Consider the following 19630-nt stretch of genomic DNA (forward strand, 5'->3'; position numbering starts at 1 on the left):
TGGCTATCAGCCGGCGGTCTTGGCGAAACGGGTGAGAAGGTCGTTGCCTTCCTTCTCGATGGTTTCGAAGGCCTTCTGGACGGTCGTTTCACCCGAGAAGATCTTGTTGTATTCGCGTTCCATGATGGAACGAATCTGCGGGTAGAAGCCAAGACGGTAGCCCTTGGACCATTCGCCCGACGGCAGCATCAGCTGCTTGATGCCGACTTCGGCAACCGGGGTCTTTTCGTAGTAGCCTTCAGACTTGGCCAGCTCGTATGCAGCCTTGGTGATGGCGACGTAACCGGTAGCCTGGTGGTAGAACTTCTGGATTTCCGGCGAGGTCAGGAACTGGAAGAAGTCTGCCGTGCACTTGTTTTCGGCTTCCGGCTTGCCGGCCATTGCAAAGAGAGCCGCACCACCGATGAAGGTGTTGGTGCCGGCGCCCTTGATGCTCGACCAGTAGGGCAGGAAATCAGCCGAGAACGGCATGGAAGCGGTCTTCTGCAGGCCACCGAAGGAGCCAGAAGAACCGATCCACATGGCAACCTTGCCTTCTTCGAAAGGCTTCTGGTTGTCGTTCCAGCTTGCGCCGTAGAACTTGTAGAGACCTGCGTCAGACCAGGCCTTCAGCTTTTCGAACATCATGACAAGGTTCTTGTCGGTGAGGTTCATCTTGGTGTCGACAACGCTGTCGTAACCGTTGTTGTTGTTGGCGAACTGGATGTTCTGGCGCGAGAAGAAATTCTCGGTGAACTGCCAGGTGAGCTGCGAAGCGGTCATCGGGATGAAGCCGGCTTCCTTGAGCTTGGGAGCAACAGCTTCAAACTCTTCCCAGGTCTTCGGCACGGCAACGCCGGCCTTTTCGAAAGCCTGCGGGTTGACGTACATGATCGGAGCCGAAGAGTTGAACGGCATGCCGATGAACTTGCCCTTCGAGTCAGCGTAGAAATAGCGAACGCCCTCGATGAACGCATTGCGGTCGAACTTGTAACCTGCATTGTTGATCAGGTCTTCGGCGGCGACGGTTGCGCCCTTGGCGTTGATGATGGTGGCAGCACCGGCATCGAATACCTGCAGGATGTTCGGCTGTTCGCCCGAACGGAAAGCGGCGATACCGGTTGCCAGAGCTTCTTCGTAGGTGCCCTTGGAGATCGGAGTCAGAGCGCAAGCGGTCTGCGAAGCGTTGAACTTCTGCGACACTTCGTTGATGACTTCACCGTTACGGCCGCCCATGCCGTGCCACCAGGTGATGTTTGTTGCTGCGAGCGAGGATGTTGCAGACATTGCAACTGCCATCGCGGCCATCGAAAATTTCTTGATCATGGTCATGGTTACGTCCTCTCCGCCTTGGTTGGATCGAGGATCGCAATAGGGCCTGCCCATGACAGGCTCTTAACAATTCCATTTCAGATTTGTGACGTTGCACAGCTTTGCAAAAACTTCACATCCCCGTCAAAAAGCATCGGGGAAATGCCGGGGCAAACGCCAGGGCAAAACGGCAATGATGTCATATCGGCAGGAGAGACGATGGGCATCGCGGCGGCGCGACAGCCAGATATCGCTGGCAGCCCTTATTCGCCTTTGGGCGCCGTAACCGAGCGCATCGATCGCGTCAGCTTCTCGGGCGCGCGCCTTAACCTCGACAAACAGGATAAGAGTGTTTTTGCGGGCGACGATATCGATTTCGCCGAGCCGTGTCCGGTATCGGAACTCCAGGATCCGATACCCTTTAAAGAGAAGATAGAGAGCTGCGAGATATTCGGAGACGTGGCCGCGCCGTTCGGCGCGCCGGCGTTTATGCCGCCTGTCCTCGGCTCCGCGCCCCATCAGCCCTCATCCTTTCCCTTCATGGCGGCATCTTTCATGGTGACCAGCCGCTGATAGAGATCCCGCTTTGAGAGGCCCGTCAGACGCGCCGCTTCCGCCGCAGCCTTCGCCGCGGGCATGGAAGACGCCAGCTCTTCCAGCAGCACATCGACATCGACAGCCGCCGGCACATCATCATAGGCAGGCGGACCGACGAGGAAGACGATCTCACCCTTGACGTTGCGACCATCGAAGGCTTCAGCAAGCTCTCCGAGCGACGCGCGGCTGATCTCCTCGAAGGCCTTGGTCAGTTCGCGACCGACACAAGCCGCGCGGCCCGGCCCCAGAACATCGGCGGCGGAGGCCAGCGTCGCGGTAATGCGATGCGGAGATTCAAAGAATATCAGCGTTGCTGGAATTTTCGACAGTTCCGCCAGTCGGTCGCGGCGTCCTTTTTCCTTCACCGGCAGAAACCCGGCAAATAGGAAAGCATCATTCGGAAGACCGGAAGCAACCAGCGCGGCGAGAGGCGCCGAAGCGCCGGGAATGGGGACTACCCGATGGCCCGCCTCGATGGCCAGTTGGCCGAGCCGATAACCCGGATCGGAGACAAGCGGCGTGCCGGCATCGGAGACCAGTGCCACGGACTTGCCCTGTTCCAGCGCCGCCAGCAGCCTGGGCCCCATCTCGTCGGCATTATGTTCGTGATAGGCATAGGGCTTGTTGGCGATGCCGTAACGGTCAAGAAGCACACGAGTGACGCGCGTGTCCTCGCAGGCCAGCACGTCGGCACCGGCGAGCGTTTCCAGCGCGCGCAGCGTGATGTCGCCGAGATTACCGATCGGCGTTGCAACCAGATACAGCGCCGGCTCCAGCGGGCGCGATGGCACGAAAGTGTTGGCAACACGGTAACCCCGGGTCGCTTCAGAGGGTCCAGCCACGAGCTTTTCAATTCAGTTGGATGATCATAAGCCCTTTATGGTCAAGGCGATGGCGGCCTGCAAGCGGCAGAAGGCCAAGTTTTCTGTGTGCAGCTCCGTCGCGAGTGCCGAAATGAAGCAGACTTCCCGCTTATCCTCTTGCGTTGAAAGGTCGATCTCTGCCATTTTGCCCGTCCACATCGTCCGGCTTGCGAAAGCCGAAGAATATCAGGTGCCCCACCTCCCGGGACGCCCAGGTCGAAAGCGGTTGAGTCCATGCGTATTACTCTCGAGCGGTCCAATCTTCTGAAATCGTTGAGCCACGTGCACCGCGTGGTCGAGCGCCGCAACACAATCCCGATCCTTTCCAACGTGCTGATGCGCGCCTCCGACGCGAGCGTCGAGCTGAAGGCGACCGATCTGGATCTGGAAATCACCGAAGCCGTTCCGGCGATGGTCGAGCAGGCCGGCGCCACCACGGTTCCCGCGCATCTTCTCTACGAAATCGTCCGCAAGCTGCCCGACGGTTCGGAAGTTCTGCTTGCCACCAATCCGGACGGCGGCTCGATGACGGTCCAGTCCGGCCGTTCGAAATTCTCGCTGCAATGCCTGCCGGAAACGGATTTCCCGGATCTGACCGCCGGTTCGTTCAGCCACACGTTCAAGCTGAAGGCGACCGATCTCAAGATGCTGATCGACCGCACCCAGTTCGCGATCTCGACGGAAGAGACCCGTTATTACCTGAACGGCATCTTCTTCCACACGATCGAGGCCGACGGCGACCTGAAGCTGCGTGCTGTTGCGACCGACGGTCACCGTCTGGCGCGCGCCGACGTGCAGGCGCCTTCCGGTTCGGAAGGCATGCCGGGCATCATCATTCCGCGCAAGACCGTTGGCGAGCTGCAGAAGCTGGTCGACGATCCGGAAGCACAGGTCACCGTCGAGGTTTCCGACGCAAAGATCCGTCTATCGATCGCCGACATCATCATGACGTCGAAGCTGATCGACGGCACCTTCCCGGATTACCAGCGCGTTATCCCGACCGGCAACGACAAGGAAATGCGCGTCGATTGCCAGACCTTCACCAAGGCCGTCGATCGCGTTTCGACCATTTCGTCCGAGCGCGGCCGTGCGGTAAAGCTTGCCCTGACGGAAGGCCAGCTGATGCTGACGGTCAACAACCCGGACTCGGGCAGCGCCACGGAAGAAGTCGCGGTCGGATATGAAAACGACCCGATGGAAATCGGCTTCAACGCAAAATATCTGCTCGACATCACAGCCCAGCTTTCGGGCGACGACGCCATCTTCATGCTGGCGGATGCGGGTTCGCCGACACTGGTCAGAGATACTGCGGGAGACGATGCTCTCTACGTGCTTATGCCAATGCGCGTTTAAGACAATCGAGGCGGCCGGAAATTCCGAGCCGCCTTGTTTATGCCGTTTTCTAATTGCGACATTCTTGCCTGCCTTTGCGTCATCGACCTTGACCCCTGCGGCCAGACGACCAAATAGGCTTGAAAACCGGGAGAGGTAACTAGATGGAATTACGCTTGAAGGAACGGCTCGGCCGTAAGTTCGACGAGGAAATCCGTTTCTTCAAGGGCTGGATGGATGGCCCGAAAAGCGTAGGTGCTATCTGCCCGACCTCCTCCGTCACCGCCAAGCGCATGGCGAGCGTCATCAACCCTTCATCAGGCCTGCCCGTGCTTGAACTCGGCCCAGGCACCGGCGTCATCACCAAGGCGATCCTGGAACGCGGCATCGCACCGGAAAACCTGGTTTCGATCGAGTATTCGACGGATTTCTACCGGAACCTGATCAAGACCTATGAAGGCGTGCACTTCATCAATGGCGACGCTTTCGAACTCGACAAGACGCTTGGCGAGATGAAGTCGGTCATCTTCGACAGTGTGATCTCCGCCATCCCGATGCTGAGCTTTCCGATGGAAAGCCGCATCGCGCTTCTGGAAGACCTGCTCGACCGCATGCCGGCCGGACGGCCGGTGATGCAGATCACCTATGGCCCGGTCTCGCCGATCATCGCCAATCCGGATCGCTACAAGATCAAGCATTACGATTTCGTCGTGCGGAATATACCGCCGGCGCAGCTGTGGACCTATACAAGGGCGTAATTCACACGCGCGTCAATCAGCCGAGGTAAGCGGGATCGATTTCGACCCGCTTTGGAGTTTTGACCGACATGACCTTCGGCCTTTATATCACTCACCCTCAGGTGCGCATCGATCCTGATGTACCGGTGCCGCAATGGAGCCTTTCGGATATCGGCCGGCAGCGCGCCGAGAAGGCTGCGCAGCAGCCTTGGGCGCAAAAGCTTGGCCAGATCGTTTCGAGCGACGAGACCAAGGCGATCGAAACGGCCGAGATCCTGGCGGCCGTTGCCGACGTCTCGATCATGCTTGCTCCCGACACGCATGAAAACGACCGGTCGGCGACCGGCTTTCTCGCACCGCCGGAATTCGAGGCGGCGGCAGACTGGTTCTTCGCCAATCCGACGGAGAGTTTTAAGGGTTGGGAAACGGCCGTGGATGCGCAGGCCCGCATCGTTTCAGCTTTCGATCGCATCCTATCCGATCACAATCCCGACATGCCGATCGCCTTTGTCGGCCATGGTGGTGTCGGAACGCTTCTGAAATGCCATCTGCTGCAAATCCCGATCACAAGAAGCCATGATCAACCGGGCGGCGGCGGAAATCTCTTCTGCTTCTCCCTTGCAGATCGGACCGTCTCATGCGACTGGACCCCGATAGAAACATGGCAAGGGGAATGACCAACATGCAAGCGCGTGACCGACTGATCGTGGGCCTCGATATCCCGACCGTTTCCGAGGCCGAAAGAATGGTCGCCACGCTCGGCGAGAGCGTTTCCTTCTACAAGATTGGCTACCAGCTGGTGTTTGCCGGCGGATTGGAATTTGCCCGTGACCTCGCCAAGGACGGTAAGCAGATCTTCCTCGACATGAAGCTGCTCGACATCGACAACACGGTGGCCAAAGGCGTCGAGAACATTGCCAAGATGGGCATGACCATGCTGACGCTGCACGCCTATCCCAAGGCGATGCGGGCTGCGGTGGAGGCTGCCAAAGGTTCGGATCTCTGCCTGCTCGGCGTCACCGTGCTGACCTCGATGGATGCTGCGGACGTTACAGAGGCAGGTTATGCCCAGACGCCGGAGCAGCTGGTTCGCACCCGTGCGGCGCAAGCACGCGACGCCGGCATGGGCGGCATCGTCTGCTCGGCCGAAGAATCCGCTGCCGTGCGCGAAATCGTCGGCGCCGATATGGCAATCGTTACGCCGGGCATTCGCCCGAAAGGCGCAGATGCAGGCGATCAGAAACGTGTCGTGACGCCATTCGACGCCCTGAAAGCAGGCTCGACGCATCTCGTCGTCGGCCGCCCTATCGTCAAGGCTGAAGACCCGAAAGCATCCGCCGAAGCAATTCTTGCCGAAATGCGCGAGGCTCTCTGGCCAGCAAACGACGCCTGATGCGCGTAGCTAACTAGCGATTGTTAGCGACCCGATTGCGTGCACCGTCATCGACAATCAGGTTCGGAGAGCCGCCGATCAGGCGGTTATCCGTAACCGTATTGTTGTTAGCGCCGTCATCGTGATCCAGACCCCCGAGCAACATCTTGGGCTGGACGAGGCAATAGCTGTTGAACATGCTGAGTCCTTCCCGACTGCCGATCCACACGGCAGGACGTGCGACCGGCACCTGATACTGAAACGTGTTGCCGCGGATGGTATTGCCCTGCGGTGATTGATGGCGGAACGTGCCGCCCTCGCCGCAATTGCGGTAAAGATAAATACCGCCACTGAGCGGGTTCACGAATGTATTGTTCTCGATGCGATTGTTCGCCGATCCGTCGACGGCAATGACTTCCCGCCATTCGGGGCGGGCCGAAAACGTATTGCCGGTGATGACATTTCCGGCCGATTCCGCATCGAGATAAACGATGGTCGAGCTTGCCTTGCCGGTGAAGCGGGAATTCTGCAGTGTGACTCGTGTCACGCCGGGCGCGAGATAGAGCGGCACCCCGACACTGCCAGAGAATGTAATGTTGTCGAGCAGGACGCCGGTCGGCGCTGCCGCCTGTGCCCGCTGCGTATGTCCGTCCCGGTTCGAGGATGCCTTCACTTCCTTTGCCTGGCCGTTATTGCCCAGGCCCTGGATGCGCAGATCACCCTTGATCTGGCAATTGCGAATGGTGATGTCGGTCGGCACGTCCCATTTTCCGTCGCTTCCCTTGCGGGACTGGATCAGCACCGTCCTCGCCTTGGTTCCAGTGCCGTCGATCATCGCGCCGTTGCAATCGAAAACCACGCCAGAAGCACGACTGCCCGAAAACGTGATGCGCTGGGTGATCTTGTCTCCCTTGTTCAGGCTGACGTCGCATCGAATATCGACCGGTTTTGAATCCTTCTTGCCCGGCGCACGAAGCGCATCCATGACGTTTGCCGGGCAGGCATCGGCCCGCGCATCGGATAATCCGGTGAATATCGGCGAGCCGATCGCCAGAAATACACTCGCTGCCAAAGGGAATGCGTAGCGCACCATATTGACTTGCCTCCTGATTCGCCCGATCTCGAATATACCTAAACTGGAGAGGAGGATATTTGATGACCAAGGGATATTGGATCGCACGAATGGATGTGCATGATCCCGAGCGCTACAAGGATTATGTGGCAGCTGCAAAACCGGCATTCGAGAAATATGGCGCCCATTTTCTGGCGCGCGGCGGCGCAGCGGAAGAACTCGAAGGCTCGTCACGCCATCGCAATGTCGTGATCGAGTTTCCGTCGATGCAGGCCGCTATCGATTGCTACAACTCGCCGGAATACCAGATTGCCGCAAAAATCCGGCAGGAAGTCGCCGATGGCGAGATGGTGGTCGTGCAGGGGATCTGACACGCCTACGGCGCTTCATAACCTGCGCATCGTACTTTCCGAAACCGATTCCGGTTTTCGTGTCGATGCTCCAGGAGACTTGCGACATCTGGGGCGCGCAAGTCTCTTCCACCACGTTGAGGTTTAAGCTAAAGACCAATGAGTAAGAGACAGCTTTCGGGGCAGACCATGACCGTGAACAATCTTCCGCCGCTCGTTACCGTTTTCGGAGGATCGGGTTTCGTAGGTCGCCATGTGGTCCGGACGCTGGTAAAGCGCGGTTATCGCGTGCGGGTCGCTGTGCGCCGCCCGGATCTCGCGGGTTTCCTTCTGCCGGCCGGATATGTCGGCCAGATTTCGCTGGTTCAGGCCAATCTTCGCTATCGCCAGTCCATTGACCGCGCCGTGGAAGGCGCGGCCCATGTGGTCAACTGCGTCGGCATTCTGTTCGAGAGCGGTCGCAACACGTTTGATGCGATCCAGGACACCGGGGCGCGCTCGATTGCAGAAGCTGCCGCCAAGGCCGGCGCCAAGTTCACCCATATTTCGGCGATCGGTGCCGACGCCAATTCCGGCTCCTCCTATGCCCGCAGCAAGGGCCGCGCCGAAGCAAGCATCCTCTCCCTGATCCCCGACGCCGTGATCCTGCGGCCGTCGATCGTTTTCGGGCCGGAAGACAATTTCTTCAACAGGTTTGCCGCCATGGCTCGCCAGCTTCCGGCACTGCCGCTAATCGGCGGCGGCAAGACCAAGCTGCAGCCGGTCTATGTCGAGGACGTGGCCGAAGTGGTCGGCCGCTCGGTCGATGGCACGCTGACACCCGGCACGACCTATGAACTCGGCGGCGCCGAGGTGATGACTTTCCGCGACTGTCTCGAGACCGTGCTGCGCGTGACCTGCCGCGATCGCGCGCTGATCTCGCTGCCCTTCGGCATCGCCTCGACGATCGGCAGCATCGCGTCCATGATCCCGTTCGTGAAGCCGCCGGTCACTGCCGACCAGGTGGAACTACTGAAGAGCGACAACGTCGTCTCCGAAAACGCGATCAAGGAAGGCCGCACGCTCTGCGGGCTTGGCATTCGTCCGGTCGTTCCCGGCTCGATCCTTGCATCCTACCTCGTGCACTTCCGTCCGCAGGGCCAGTTCACCGGCAGCGGCAAAGCGGCCTGAATTTAGCTTTTGTTATTTTCATTCAGCGCGCTTCGGGTGCCTGCCTATCGGGCAGGCGCTTCTAAAGCCTTGGATTTATGCAACTTGACAATTGTCGATGTGGCATAAAGTCCTCACACGCGAATGAGTGTGCGTTAACCGCAGGTTTAGCAAAAACCGTTATTGAATTCAGAAGCGGTGACCAATAAATCGGTCGCACGAAATTAGTTCACTGCAAATCACCTGTTTGAAAGGCGTCTTTCATGGGCAAGCCTATCGCCCTTTTCTTTGCATGCGCGGCACTTGTTATTCTCGCGGGCTCTTTCATGGCGCCCCAGACCGCCGCAAGCGGCAAGGAAGGTTGCGCTCCGGCTTACGGCGTCGACCCTTGCGCCACGGCATCCATTCCTCGCTAAACGAGACACGAGAGCGGCGACAAGCCGCTCTTTTTTAGCGCCGAACGCCATCCCGGCTTAGCTCTCATATTTAAATGGCGGCGTAGCCGAGAGCCTTAGGAAAACCGGCCGCAAGCCCCGCAATTCGCACGGTTACCAGCAATTGCAATCGTTCTTAATTATTTGCTGACGAAATGCAGGCAGTTTGCGACTTGTCGCGAATTTATGCCGCTTGCTTGTGTTGGCCCTATCAAGTCCATATAGCTGACCTTAAGTCAGGCGGGCGCGATATAAGCCTACGCCACCCACACCCCGCACACAATAGCCGAAGCCCAAAGCCCGATGCCCACCCTCTACCACCATCCCATGTCGTCCGCCTCGCGATTTGTTCGCCTGATCCTTGCCGAGTATGGATTTCAGGCCGATCTGGTCGAAGAGCAGCCATGGGAAAAGCGGCGGGAATTTCTCAGCATCAATCCGGCAGCGACGCTTCCCGTCTATGTCGATGACAGCATGCGTGTGCTCTGTGGTCCCTCGGTGCTGATGGAGTTTCTCGACGAAACCCATGGCGTGCTGAAGCGCGAGCGCCGTCTTTTGGCGGAAGATCCCTGGCACCGCGCTGAAATCCGCCGACTGACAGAATGGTTCCTGCAGAAGATGGAGCAGGACGTGACCCGGCCGCTGACCCGCGAACGGGTCTACAAGCTGCAGATGACAGCAGCGCAGGGCGGCGGCGCGCCGGATTCAAAGGCGCTGCGCACCTCGCGCGCCAATATCCGTCAGCACATGAAATATCTGTCCTGGCTTGCAGGCTCCCGCCAGTGGCTTGCCGGTGAACGGCTGAGCTATGCGGATCTGGCTGCTGCGGCCTCGATTTCCGTTCTCGACTATCTCGGCGAAATCGAATGGTCGGATTTCCCTATCGCCAAAGATTGGTACCAGCGATTGAAATCGCGTCCTTCCTTCCGCCCGATGCTTGCCGAGCGCATTCGCGGCCTGACTCCGGTCTCCCATTATGCGGACCTCGATTTCTAGCGCCGACAAAGCCGGAGACGATAAGGCGCTTCGCCGGCGGGAGAAGCTGACCGCCTTCATTCGCGAGGAAGCCATCACTCAGGGCTTCGATCTCTGTCGCATCACCCTGCCGACAAGCATTCCGCGCGCACCGGAGAGGCTCTCCGTATTTCTCGACGACAGCCATCACGGCACGATGGACTGGATGGCGGAAACGAAAGAGCGCCGCGCAGATCCCAAGACACTTTGGAGCGAAGTGCGTTCGATTGTGATATTCGGGCTGAACTACGGCCCCGAGGAGGATCCGCGCTATCTCCAGTCCATGAAGGACAAGGCGGCGATCTCAGTCTATGCGCGCAATCGCGATTATCATGACGTCATCAAGGGGCGATTGAAGGAAATCGCCACTCGGTTTTCAGCGCGTGCGGGCGAAGACGTCAAGGTCTTCGTCGACACCGCGCCCGTCATGGAAAAACCGCTGGCGGAGGCGGCGGGGCTTGGCTGGCAGGGCAAGCATACCAATCTCGTCAGCCGAACCCATGGGTCGTGGCTGTTTCTCGGCAGCCTTTTCACCACCGCCGAACTTTTGATCGACAGTTCGGAGAAGGATCATTGCGGCTCCTGCCGAGCCTGTCTCGATGCCTGTCCGACAGCCGCATTCCCGGCCCCTTACCGGCTGGATGCGCGGCGCTGCATTTCCTATCTGACGATCGAGCACAAAGGGCCGATCGATGCGGAATTCCGGCCGCTGATCGGCAATCGCATCTACGGCTGCGATGACTGTCTCTCAGCCTGTCCGTGGAACAAGTTTGCCGCCAGCGCCTCCGAGATGAAGCTCAAGGCGCGCGATGATCTGAAGGAACCGTCGATCGCCTTTCTGCTGACGCTGGACGATCCGGCGTTTCGCACCTTCTTCTCGGGTTCGCCGGTCAAACGTATCGGGCGCGACCGTTTTGTTCGCAATGTGCTGATCGCAGCCGGCAATTCCGGTGATCGCCAGTTCATCGCGCAATGTCACCTTCTTGCCGATGACGCTTCTCCTATCGTGCGCGGCATGGCGGTCTGGGCCTTGAGGCAGCTGATGGACGATGGCGCGTTTGCCGCATTCGCGAGAGGCCGCTCAGCAGATAATGATCCCGAGGTTCGCCGGGAATGGCAGATGGCAGGAGTGGATTGATGACGGTGATGATCTTCGGATGCGGTTATTCGGGCAAGGCGATTGCGAAAGCCTTTGCGGAAAAGGGCTTTTCCGTTGCCGGTACAGTCCGCACGCTTGAAGGCGCCGAAGCGCTCGCATCGCATCATATCAAGCCTTACATCTTCGACGGCACTGCGTTCAGCCCGGAATTGCTGGCGGCACTGCGGGATGTCACCCATCTCGTTCAGTCGATCCCGCCCGGCAAGGAGCACGATCCTTTACTACAGCTCGTTTCCGGTCGGCTTGCGGCGCTCTGCCCGAAGCTGAAATGGATTGGTTATCTATCGACAGTCGGCGTTTATGGTGATCATGGCGGCGGCTGGGTGACGGAAGAAACGCCGGGAAGCCCGATCCTTGGTCGGTCGATCGAGCGCGTCGACACGGAAGAGGCATGGGCCGAGCAGGGTCGCATTGCGGGCATGCCGGTCGCGGCGCTGCGCCTTTCCGGCATTTATGGACCGGGGCGCAACGCCTTCGTCAATCTCGACCGTGGCACCGCACGCCGCATCATAAAGAAGGACCAGGTATTCAACCGTATCCGCGTCGAGGATATCGGCAGCGCCACGCTGTTTCTCGCGGAGCGTAATCTTGCCGGCATATATAATGTGACGGACGACGAACCCTGTGCGCCCCAGGATGTGATCACGGAGGCCGCCCGCCTGATGGGTGTCGAGCCGCCAGCGGAAGTGGATTTCGACAGCGCCGACATGACGCCCATGGCACGCTCTTTCTATGGCGCCAACAAGCGTGTCTCGAATGAAAAAATCCGTTCGCTGGGTTTCCAGTTTGCATTCCCCAATTACCACACTTCACTCGCCCAAATGTGGTCGGAGACTATCTGGCGCGGCTGAAAATCCCATTTTGAAACGGTTGAAATTTCCATCCTTAGGCATCTTTCGAGTTAATATTTCTTAATCCTTACGGCAATGCGCCACATAATCTGTCCAATTTGGGCAGAAATCACCGTGCGACAACAAATTTTTTTCGCGTCATTTTGTGATCGCGGCGCATCACGGAATCTTGCAGGAACGTGATTCCGTTTACCGACTGATTCCTAAGGTTTTATTCCAACATCAATTAGCCGGCTCGTTAAAAAGATCGATAGCAATGTAATCACAAATGTTACGGTCATTAACACTCCGTGATATAAAATCCCACGTTTTCGCCATTTTTCGCCTCGCCTAAGCCAATTGCACGCAACGTGCAGGGACTTAACGACGGGGACGACCGACTTGAAAATAGTTCGACGCCTAACTGCCGCCACGGCCGCCATTGCTGCTTTTGCACTACTCGGCCAGGCGCCAGCCAATGCGGCGCCCGGATGCGGACACGCATCCTGGTATGCTCTCACTTCCAAGACCGCATCCGGTGAACGGATGAATGCGGCCAAGCTCACCGCCGCGCATCGCTCGCTGCCCTTCGGCACCAAGGTACTGGTGACCAACAAGCGCAACGGCAAAAGCGTGATCGTGCGCATCAACGATCGCGGGCCATTCATCCGCGGCCGGGTTATCGACGTATCCAAGGCTGCAGCCCAGAACATCGGCATGGTGTCATCCGGTACCGCGCAGGTCTGTTATCAGATTGTTGCCGACACCCAGAAGGTTGCAGGCAAGGGCATCAAGGGCGTCGACGGCTAAGCCATTCGACACTTCGAACTTCAAGGTACAGGCCTTGCTGCGGCAGGCCTCCCTCTTGCCCTTCTGCCCGATCGCGGTTACGACCGGCTCCATACGGGTTCAACCGATACGGAGTATCACATGCGACTGGGCGGGCGAGTAGCTGGAGCAATTGAAGTTCTGGCCGATATCGAAGAACGCAAACGCCCGGTGGCGGATGCACTGAAAGACTGGGGCCTTGCCCACCGTTTCGCCGGCTCCGGCGACCGGGCAGCCATCGGCAATATCGTCTACGACGCGCTTCGCATGCGGCTTTCCCATGCCTGGCTGATGGATGACGAAAGTCCCGTTGCACTTGCCTATTCTGTCCTGCTGCGCCAGTGGGGTTTTACCACCGAGACGCTTGCAGCCGAATTTGCCGACGACAAGTTTGCACCGCCGGCACTGACCGACGCTCATATTGCCGCTTTCTCCAGCCGTAATCTTAGTGATGCGCCTTTGCATGTGCAGGGTGATATCCCGGACTGGGTACAGCCTTCATTCGAAACCAATTTTGGCGAGAACTGGCTCTCAGAAGCCAAAGCGCTTGCCGACCGCCCGACGCTCGATCTTCGCGCCAATACGCTGAAGGCCAACCGCGACAAGGTGGTGAAAGCGCTGGAGCGCTCCGGCGCAAAGGCAGCCGCAATCGCCCGCAACGGCATCCGCATCGCAGCCGGCGAAGGCGCATCGCGCCTGCCGAACGTGACGGCCGAGCTTTCCTTCCAGAAGGGCTGGTTCGAGGTTCAAGACGAGGGCTCGCAGATCGTCGCCGATCTGGTTCAGCCCGGCGAACACGACCAGGTGCTGGATTATTGCGCCGGCGGTGGCGGCAAGACGCTCGCCATGTCGGCCGCCATGCATAACAAGGGTCAGGTTCATGCCTATGATGCCGACCGCAAGCGCCTTGCGCCGATCATCGAGCGTCTGCGCCGTGCCGGCACCCGCAATGTCCAGGTTCATGACGACCCGCGCCAGCTCGATGCCCTGAAGGACAAGCTGGATGCCGTTCTCGTCGATGCGCCCTGCACCGGCACCGGCACATGGCGCCGTCGCCCGGACACCAAATGGCGACTGACGCAGAAGAACCTCGATGAACGGATTTCCCAGCAGCAGGACGCGCTTGGCGAGGCGGCAAAGTTCGTGAAGCCCGGCGGGGCATTGCTTTACGTCACCTGCTCGGTGCTGCCGGAAGAAAATGATCGCCAGGTCGAGCGTTTCTGCACTGAGAACCCGGCTTTCGCGATCACCTCCGTCGCCGACGACTGGACGAAAATATTCGGCGCTCAGGCACCCCGTCCTCGCGTTGCGGCTGCAGGCACGATCACGCTGTCACCCGCAAGTACCGATACGGACGGATTCTTTTTCTGCCGCATGCAACGCAAGGTGTAAATTTCGGCCGCGCGGATCAACCATAACTTCAAATCGTTCTAAACTAGAACGTTTGACACCACTTTTAATTCGCGCCAAGAACTCTCATTGGCGACGTCGTGGGATCGGCGCCGCGAAGGAGAGGGACATGACCCGTAAAACCTTGCTCGGCGCCGCTATGGCGCTTTTTGCCGCCTCGACGGTGTTCACGTCGATACCGGCCCGTGCAGAAACTACACCGGCCGCCGTGCTGAAGCACTATGCCGAATTGGCGCAGGCGAAATACGAGGACTCGCTGACGACGGCGCAGGCTCTCGACAAGGCGATCGACGCCCTGATCGCCAAGCCCAGCGACGCGACGCTGAAAGCCGCCAAGGCAGCATGGATTGCCGCCCGCGTGCCCTACCAGCAGTCGGAAGTCTATCGGTTCGGCAATCCGATTGTCGACGAATGGGAAGGCAAGGTGAATGCCTGGCCACTCGACGAAGGCTTGATCGATTATGTCGATGCGTCTTACGGCACCGAAAGCGATGAAAACGCGCTTTACACCGCCAATGTGATCGCCAACCCCAAGCTCAAGATCAACGGCGAGGAAGTCGATCTTACCGAGATTACGCCGGAGACGATCCAGAGCCTGCACGAGGCGGGCGAGATCGAGGCGAATGTCGCAACCGGTTATCACGCGATCGAGTTCCTGCTCTGGGGCCAGGATCTGAACGGCACAGAGGCCGGCGCCGGAAAACGCCCTTATACCGATTACGACAAGGCGAACTGCACGGGTGGTAATTGCGATCGACGCGCCGCCTATCTGAAGGCTGCATCGACGCTTCTGATTGCCGACCTGAAGGACATGGTGACGGCTTGGGCTCCTGACGGGGAAGCGACGAAAAACGTCGAATCCGACGGCAATGCCGGCCTCACCGCGATCCTGACCGGCATGGGCTCGCTCTCCTATGGCGAGCTTGCGGGCGAGCGCATGAAGCTTGGCCTTCTGCTGCATGATCCGGAAGAAGAGCATGATTGCTTCTCCGACAATACCTATGCCTCGCATCTCAACGATGCGATCGGCATCAAGTCCGCCTATACGGGTGAATATACCCGTGTGGACGGCACGAAGATGAAGGGACCATCGCTTTCCGACCTCGTTGCCGCCAAGGACAAGGCGCTCGACAAGGAAATCAAGGGCAAGCTCGATGCAACGCTTGCGGCGATGAACGTCATGAAGGATCGCGCCCAGAAGGTCGAAGCCTATGACCAGATGATCGGCGAGAACAACGCCAAGGGCAATGCGGTGGTGCAGAAGGCGATCGACGGCCTGATCGATCAGACCAAGAGCATCGAGCGCGTCATTGCATCGCTGGATCTGGGGAAGATCGAGCTTGAAGGTTCCGACAGCCTCGATAATCCTGATGCTGTCTTTAAATAATTGAAGAAAAGGCGGGTCTCGCTTCCGGGTGAGGCCCGATCACCCATGGGCGCATTCAGAGCCTTTCCCTACTTGCTGCCTCTCATTTCCGGTGCACTCGTGCTGGTGCCGCTGATCGCGACCGGCAGCGACAGCCAGTTGCCGAAGACCCGCACCGACCTTAATCCGAAGGATTTGAAACGCGTCACGAGCGTGACGAGGCCGACGACGGATTTTTCCAAAGCCGAGCAGTTCGAGACCATGTCCGGCGGTGCCGCGACGACGAAGGCGATCGTCAATGGCGATGCGTTCTCGCATTTTTCGCCGAACATCACCTTCGAGGAAGAGCAGAATTTCAAGCTTGGGAATGCGCTGTTCACCAAGCTCTGGGTGTCTTCCCCCTCCTCCACCCAGGCATCCGATGGTCTTGGGCCGTTGTTCAATGCGCGCGCCTGCCAGAGCTGTCACCTGAAGGATGGCCGCGGCCATCCTCCGGAAGGCGCGGCGGATGCAACCTCGATGTTCCTGCGGCTGGCACGGCCCGCCCGCACCGACGAGGAGCGCGAGGCGATCGGCGATTACCGCAAGCTGAACTTTCCTGACGCCGTCTATGGCGAGCAGTTTCAGGATCTGGCCGTTCCGGGGCTTGCCTCGGAAGGGAAGATGGAGATTTCCTACGAAGAAGTTCCGGTCACGCTTGTTGACGGCGAAGTCGTCAGCCTGCGCAAGCCGACCTATTCGGTTTCCAATCTCGGTTACGGGCCGCTTGAAGGCGATGTAACGCTGTCGCCCCGTATTGCACCGCCGATGATCGGCATGGGGCTGATCCAAGCTATCCACGAGGCCGATATCCTGGCGAAGGCCGATCCAGACGATAAGGACGGCGACGGCATATCCGGCAAGGCGACGCTGGTGCGCGACCACATGACCGGCGAGTTGAAACTCGGACGGTTCGGCTTCAAGGCGCAGAATGCCTCGATCCGCGACCAATCCTCGGGCGCGTTTACCGGCGATATCGGCATTTCGACACCCGACACGCCGTTTTCGCATGGCGATTGCACCAAGGCGCAGGCCACCTGTCTTGCCATGCCGACCGGCGTGCAGGAGCGGCTCGGCCCGGTCGAAGCGCCCGATCCGGTGCTGTCGCTCGTCACCTTCTATTCGGAAAACCTTGCCGTGCCGGCGCGTCGCGATATCGATGATCCAACGGTGCTGAGAGGCAAGGAGATGTTCTATTCGGCCGGTTGCACCGCCTGCCACACACCGAAATTGGTCACCCGCCGCGATGCCGGCAACAAGGCACATGCCTTCCAGCTGATCTGGCCCTATTCGGATTTCCTGCTGCATGACATGGGCGAAGAGCTGGCGGACGGTCAGCAGGTGGGGATGGCGAACGGTCAGGAATGGCGCACCCAGCCGCTCTGGGGCATCGGGCTTACCAAGACCGTCAACAACCACACATTCTTCCTGCATGACGGGCGTGCCCGCAATCTTACCGAAGCGATCCTCTGGCATGGTGGCGAGGCGGAATCCGCGCGCAGCGCATTTGCAGCCATGGACAAAGAGGATCGCACCGCCCTTCTTACCTTCCTGGAGTCGCTCTGATGCGCAAGACCTTGGCCGCCAGCCTGATCGCACTGCTTCCCGCAGCATTCGCTTCCGCCGCGTTTGCCCAGGAGGCTGATACCGCGCCGACCGTCGAACTTCCGGTAGCGACCGTGACGAAAGTGATGACGGCCGCAGTGGATGGCTTCATACGGCCGGGGTATGACGCGTTCCAAAAATCCGCAGAAGACATGACGGCGACGATGAAGACACTCTGTGCGGCGCCGTCTCAAACCAATTACGATGCGGCCAAAGCCGGCTTCGGCAAGCTCGCGGCCAGTTGGGCGCATATCGAGATCGTCCGCACCGGCCCCGTGATCGAGCAGAACAGGTTCGAGCGCATCCTGTTTTATCCTGACCGCAAGAGCACCGGCCTGAAACAGGTCCAGGCAGTTCTTTCCAAATCCGACGAGACGGCCACCGATGCCAAGACGCTCGCCACCAAGAGCGTCGCGACGCAAGGGCTGGGCGCACTGGAATATCTTCTGTTCGGTACGGGCTCAGATACGCTTATTTCCGGAAATGACTTCCGTTGCCGTTACAGCACTGCCGTTGCCGAAAATATCGGGAATGTCGCCGCCGAAATATCCGGCATCTGGGATGCACCGGATGGCATCCAGAAGGCCTGGGAACAGCCGGGAGCAGACAATCCCATCTATCGGACCGGCGGTGAAGCGATCACCGGGCTGCTCGGCATTCTCGTGCATGGCGCCGAAGCGGTGCGCGACCAGCGGATCGAGACCTTCTACAAGGGGGCGGACAAGGCGAAATTTCCTAAACAGGCGCTGTTCTGGCGCTCGGAAAATACTTGGCCTATGATCAAGGCAAATCTTGATGGATTGTCCGAACTTTTGACGACATCCGGCATGGTCGAGCTTCTTCCTGAAAAGGACAGGCCGATCGTCGCCGCCACGGAAGAGAAGCTGAAATCCATGTCTGCCCTGACGGGTGAAGTGACGCCGGATCTCGAAAAGGCCGTAGAGGACGCGGGCGAACGCAGAAAGCTCGATACGCTGCTGGTCGATGGCAAGGATGTGATCGCCAAGCTCAATGACGGATATGGCGGCGCGATCGGCCTCTCCTCCGGCTTCTCCTTCGCCGACGGAGACTGAGATGGCCTCGAACGGTGAGACAATCGACCGCCGGGCGTTTCTGAAGGCTGCCGGCATCGGTTTTGCGGCCACGCTCGCTCCCGAATCGCTCTATGCGCTAGAGCGGGCCGATGCGGTCTATGCCTCCGGTTATCGCGCCTCTGACGGTACATTCGGCATTGCCACGGTTTCCGAACGGGGCGAGATCATCGATCGGATGGCCCTGCCCGCCCGTGCGCATGGCATGGCTTTCAGTTCCACGACGGGCCGCGCCGTCGCCTTTGCCCGTAGACCCGGCACGTTTGCGATGGTGTTCGATCCGTCTCGACAGGCGGAGCCGATCGTCATCACCGCGCCGGAGGGCCGGCATTTCTACGGCCACGGGCATTTCTCGCCGGACGGCACCGTTCTTTATGCCAGCGAAAACGATTTCGACGGCAATCGCGGCATGATCGGCCTCTATGACGGCCGCAATGCATTCCGGCGGATCGGCGAATTCGACGCTCATGGCATCGGCACGCATGACATGACCGTCTCGGATGATGGTGCTCTTCTGGTGATTGCCAATGGCGGCATCGAGACCCATCCGGATTTCGGCCGCACCAAGCTCAACATCGACCGTATGGAACCATCGCTGGTCGTGCTCGATGCGAAAAACGGCACGCTGATCCAGAAACACAGCATGCCGTCTTCGCTCAGCAAGCTCTCGACCCGGCATCTGGATATAGCCGAGAATGGCCGCATCTGGTTTGCCTGCCAGTGGGAAGGCGCACGCAACGAAACACCGCCGCTTGCCGGCTGGTTCTCGAAGGGCGAGGATATTGCACTTCTCTCGCTGCCGGATGAAACGACGGCGCGGCTTGCCAACTATGTCGGCGCAATTGCCGTCAACCGCCATGAAAACATCGTCGGACTTACCTCGCCGATCGGCGGTGCGTCAGTGATACTCGATGCGAAGACAGGCATCGTCTTGAAAGAAGAGAGCGTCCACGAGGCGGCCGGTGTGGCGCCTGCGGCCCACGGTATTGCTGTGTCATCCTACGATGGCCGCTTCAACGACACACGCAGCGACGTCGCCTGGGACCAGCATATTATCCAAATAAAATGATCTTTACTCAGGTTGCAGCGACC

The 19630-nt window shown here is 59.1% G+C and carries 20 protein-coding genes; 15 read left to right on the forward strand and 5 right to left on the reverse strand.

The features are described from left to right. Positions 1–6 precede the first annotated feature (6 nt). The 4 genes from ACI3K0_RS11425 to ACI3K0_RS11440 all read right to left on the reverse strand — a co-directional run bounded on the left by ACI3K0_RS11425 (position 7) and on the right by ACI3K0_RS11440 (position 2894). Positions 7–1305, reverse strand: a complete 1299-nt coding sequence (locus ACI3K0_RS11425; protein ID WP_183824126.1) for an extracellular solute-binding protein — start codon at positions 1303–1305, stop codon at positions 7–9. 129 nt (positions 1306–1434) lie between these two features. Then, positions 1435–1809, reverse strand: coding sequence for a YraN family protein (locus ACI3K0_RS11430; RefSeq protein WP_404945334.1), 375 nt, complete (start codon positions 1807–1809; stop codon positions 1435–1437). Further along, positions 1809–2729, reverse strand: a complete 921-nt coding sequence (gene rsmI, locus ACI3K0_RS11435) for a 16S rRNA (cytidine(1402)-2'-O)-methyltransferase (protein WP_404945335.1) — start codon at positions 2727–2729, stop codon at positions 1809–1811. Before rsmI ends, ACI3K0_RS11430 begins: the two co-directional genes overlap by 1 nt. Before the next feature lie 24 nt (positions 2730–2753). Continuing rightward, positions 2754–2894, reverse strand: coding sequence for a hypothetical protein (locus tag ACI3K0_RS11440; RefSeq protein WP_183684929.1), 141 nt, complete (start codon positions 2892–2894; stop codon positions 2754–2756). Between the two features lie 90 nt (positions 2895–2984). Here ACI3K0_RS11440 and dnaN point away from each other — a divergent pair, with 90 nt between their 5' ends. The 4 genes from dnaN (at position 2985) to pyrF (ending at position 6212) form a co-directional block, all read left to right on the forward strand. Further along, entirely contained in the window at positions 2985–4103 is a 1119-nt protein-coding gene (gene dnaN / locus ACI3K0_RS11445) for a DNA polymerase III subunit beta (RefSeq protein WP_148146037.1), read from the forward strand. Between the two features lie 143 nt (positions 4104–4246). After that, a complete protein-coding gene (gene pmtA / locus ACI3K0_RS11450) occupies positions 4247–4840 on the forward strand; it encodes a phospholipid N-methyltransferase PmtA (protein WP_404945336.1) in 594 nt (197 codons plus the stop codon). A gap of 68 nt (positions 4841–4908) precedes the next feature. Further along, the gene (locus tag ACI3K0_RS11455; RefSeq protein ID WP_404945337.1) at positions 4909–5496 is read left to right on the forward strand and encodes a histidine phosphatase family protein; all 588 of its coding nucleotides are present in this window, start codon (positions 4909–4911) and stop codon (positions 5494–5496) included. A 5-nt stretch (positions 5497–5501) separates the two neighbouring features. Then, on the forward strand, positions 5502–6212 hold the full coding sequence (gene pyrF / locus ACI3K0_RS11460) for an orotidine-5'-phosphate decarboxylase (protein WP_404945377.1): 711 nt from the start codon (positions 5502–5504) through the stop codon (positions 6210–6212). A 13-nt stretch (positions 6213–6225) separates the two neighbouring features. Here the strand turns inward: pyrF and ACI3K0_RS11465 are convergent, their stop codons facing one another. Then, positions 6226–7284 carry a right-handed parallel beta-helix repeat-containing protein gene (locus tag ACI3K0_RS11465; RefSeq protein WP_404945338.1) on the reverse strand — a complete coding sequence of 353 codons (1059 nt, stop codon included), beginning with the start codon at positions 7282–7284 and terminating at the stop codon, positions 6226–6228. A 62-nt stretch (positions 7285–7346) separates the two neighbouring features. Between ACI3K0_RS11465 and ACI3K0_RS11470 the strand changes: the two genes are divergently transcribed. From ACI3K0_RS11470 to ACI3K0_RS11520, 11 genes are all read left to right on the forward strand, one after another. Further along, a complete protein-coding gene (locus tag ACI3K0_RS11470) occupies positions 7347–7634 on the forward strand; it encodes a DUF1330 domain-containing protein (RefSeq protein WP_148146041.1) in 288 nt (95 codons plus the stop codon). Between the two features lie 168 nt (positions 7635–7802). Next, on the forward strand, positions 7803–8783 hold the full coding sequence (locus tag ACI3K0_RS11475; RefSeq protein WP_183823654.1) for a complex I NDUFA9 subunit family protein: 981 nt from the start codon (positions 7803–7805) through the stop codon (positions 8781–8783). A gap of 716 nt (positions 8784–9499) precedes the next feature. Beyond that, a complete protein-coding gene (locus tag ACI3K0_RS11480) occupies positions 9500–10192 on the forward strand; it encodes a glutathione S-transferase family protein (protein ID WP_148146043.1) in 693 nt (230 codons plus the stop codon). After that, positions 10173–11348 carry a tRNA epoxyqueuosine(34) reductase QueG gene (gene queG / locus ACI3K0_RS11485; protein ID WP_183823656.1) on the forward strand — a complete coding sequence of 392 codons (1176 nt, stop codon included), beginning with the start codon at positions 10173–10175 and terminating at the stop codon, positions 11346–11348. Before ACI3K0_RS11480 ends, queG begins: the two co-directional genes overlap by 20 nt. Next, the gene (locus ACI3K0_RS11490) at positions 11348–12220 is read left to right on the forward strand and encodes an SDR family oxidoreductase (protein WP_183823658.1); all 873 of its coding nucleotides are present in this window, start codon (positions 11348–11350) and stop codon (positions 12218–12220) included. Before queG ends, ACI3K0_RS11490 begins: the two co-directional genes overlap by 1 nt. 381 nt (positions 12221–12601) lie before the next feature. Next, complete coding sequence (locus ACI3K0_RS11495) at positions 12602–13009, forward strand: septal ring lytic transglycosylase RlpA family protein (protein WP_148146046.1); 408 nt, start codon at positions 12602–12604, stop codon at positions 13007–13009. Between the two features lie 120 nt (positions 13010–13129). After that, positions 13130–14419 carry an RsmB/NOP family class I SAM-dependent RNA methyltransferase gene (locus ACI3K0_RS11500; protein WP_183823660.1) on the forward strand — a complete coding sequence of 430 codons (1290 nt, stop codon included), beginning with the start codon at positions 13130–13132 and terminating at the stop codon, positions 14417–14419. Between the two features lie 127 nt (positions 14420–14546). Next, positions 14547–15824 (forward strand): imelysin family protein, encoded by a 1278-nt coding sequence (locus ACI3K0_RS11505; protein WP_404945339.1) that lies wholly within the window; start codon positions 14547–14549, stop codon positions 15822–15824. Between the two features lie 45 nt (positions 15825–15869). Further along, positions 15870–17408, forward strand: a complete 1539-nt coding sequence (locus tag ACI3K0_RS11510) for a di-heme oxidoredictase family protein (protein WP_404945340.1) — start codon at positions 15870–15872, stop codon at positions 17406–17408. After that, positions 17408–18520, forward strand: a complete 1113-nt coding sequence (locus tag ACI3K0_RS11515) for an imelysin family protein (RefSeq protein ID WP_183823666.1) — start codon at positions 17408–17410, stop codon at positions 18518–18520. Before ACI3K0_RS11510 ends, ACI3K0_RS11515 begins: the two co-directional genes overlap by 1 nt. Before the next feature lies 1 nt (position 18521). Continuing rightward, entirely contained in the window at positions 18522–19607 is a 1086-nt protein-coding gene (locus tag ACI3K0_RS11520; RefSeq protein ID WP_246435977.1) for a DUF1513 domain-containing protein, read from the forward strand. The last annotated feature ends 23 nt before the right edge of the window (positions 19608–19630 follow it).

The organism is Rhizobium sp. ZW T2_16 (assembly GCF_044987325.1).
Taxonomy (GTDB): Bacteria; Pseudomonadota; Alphaproteobacteria; order Rhizobiales; family Rhizobiaceae; genus Neorhizobium; species Neorhizobium cellulosilyticum.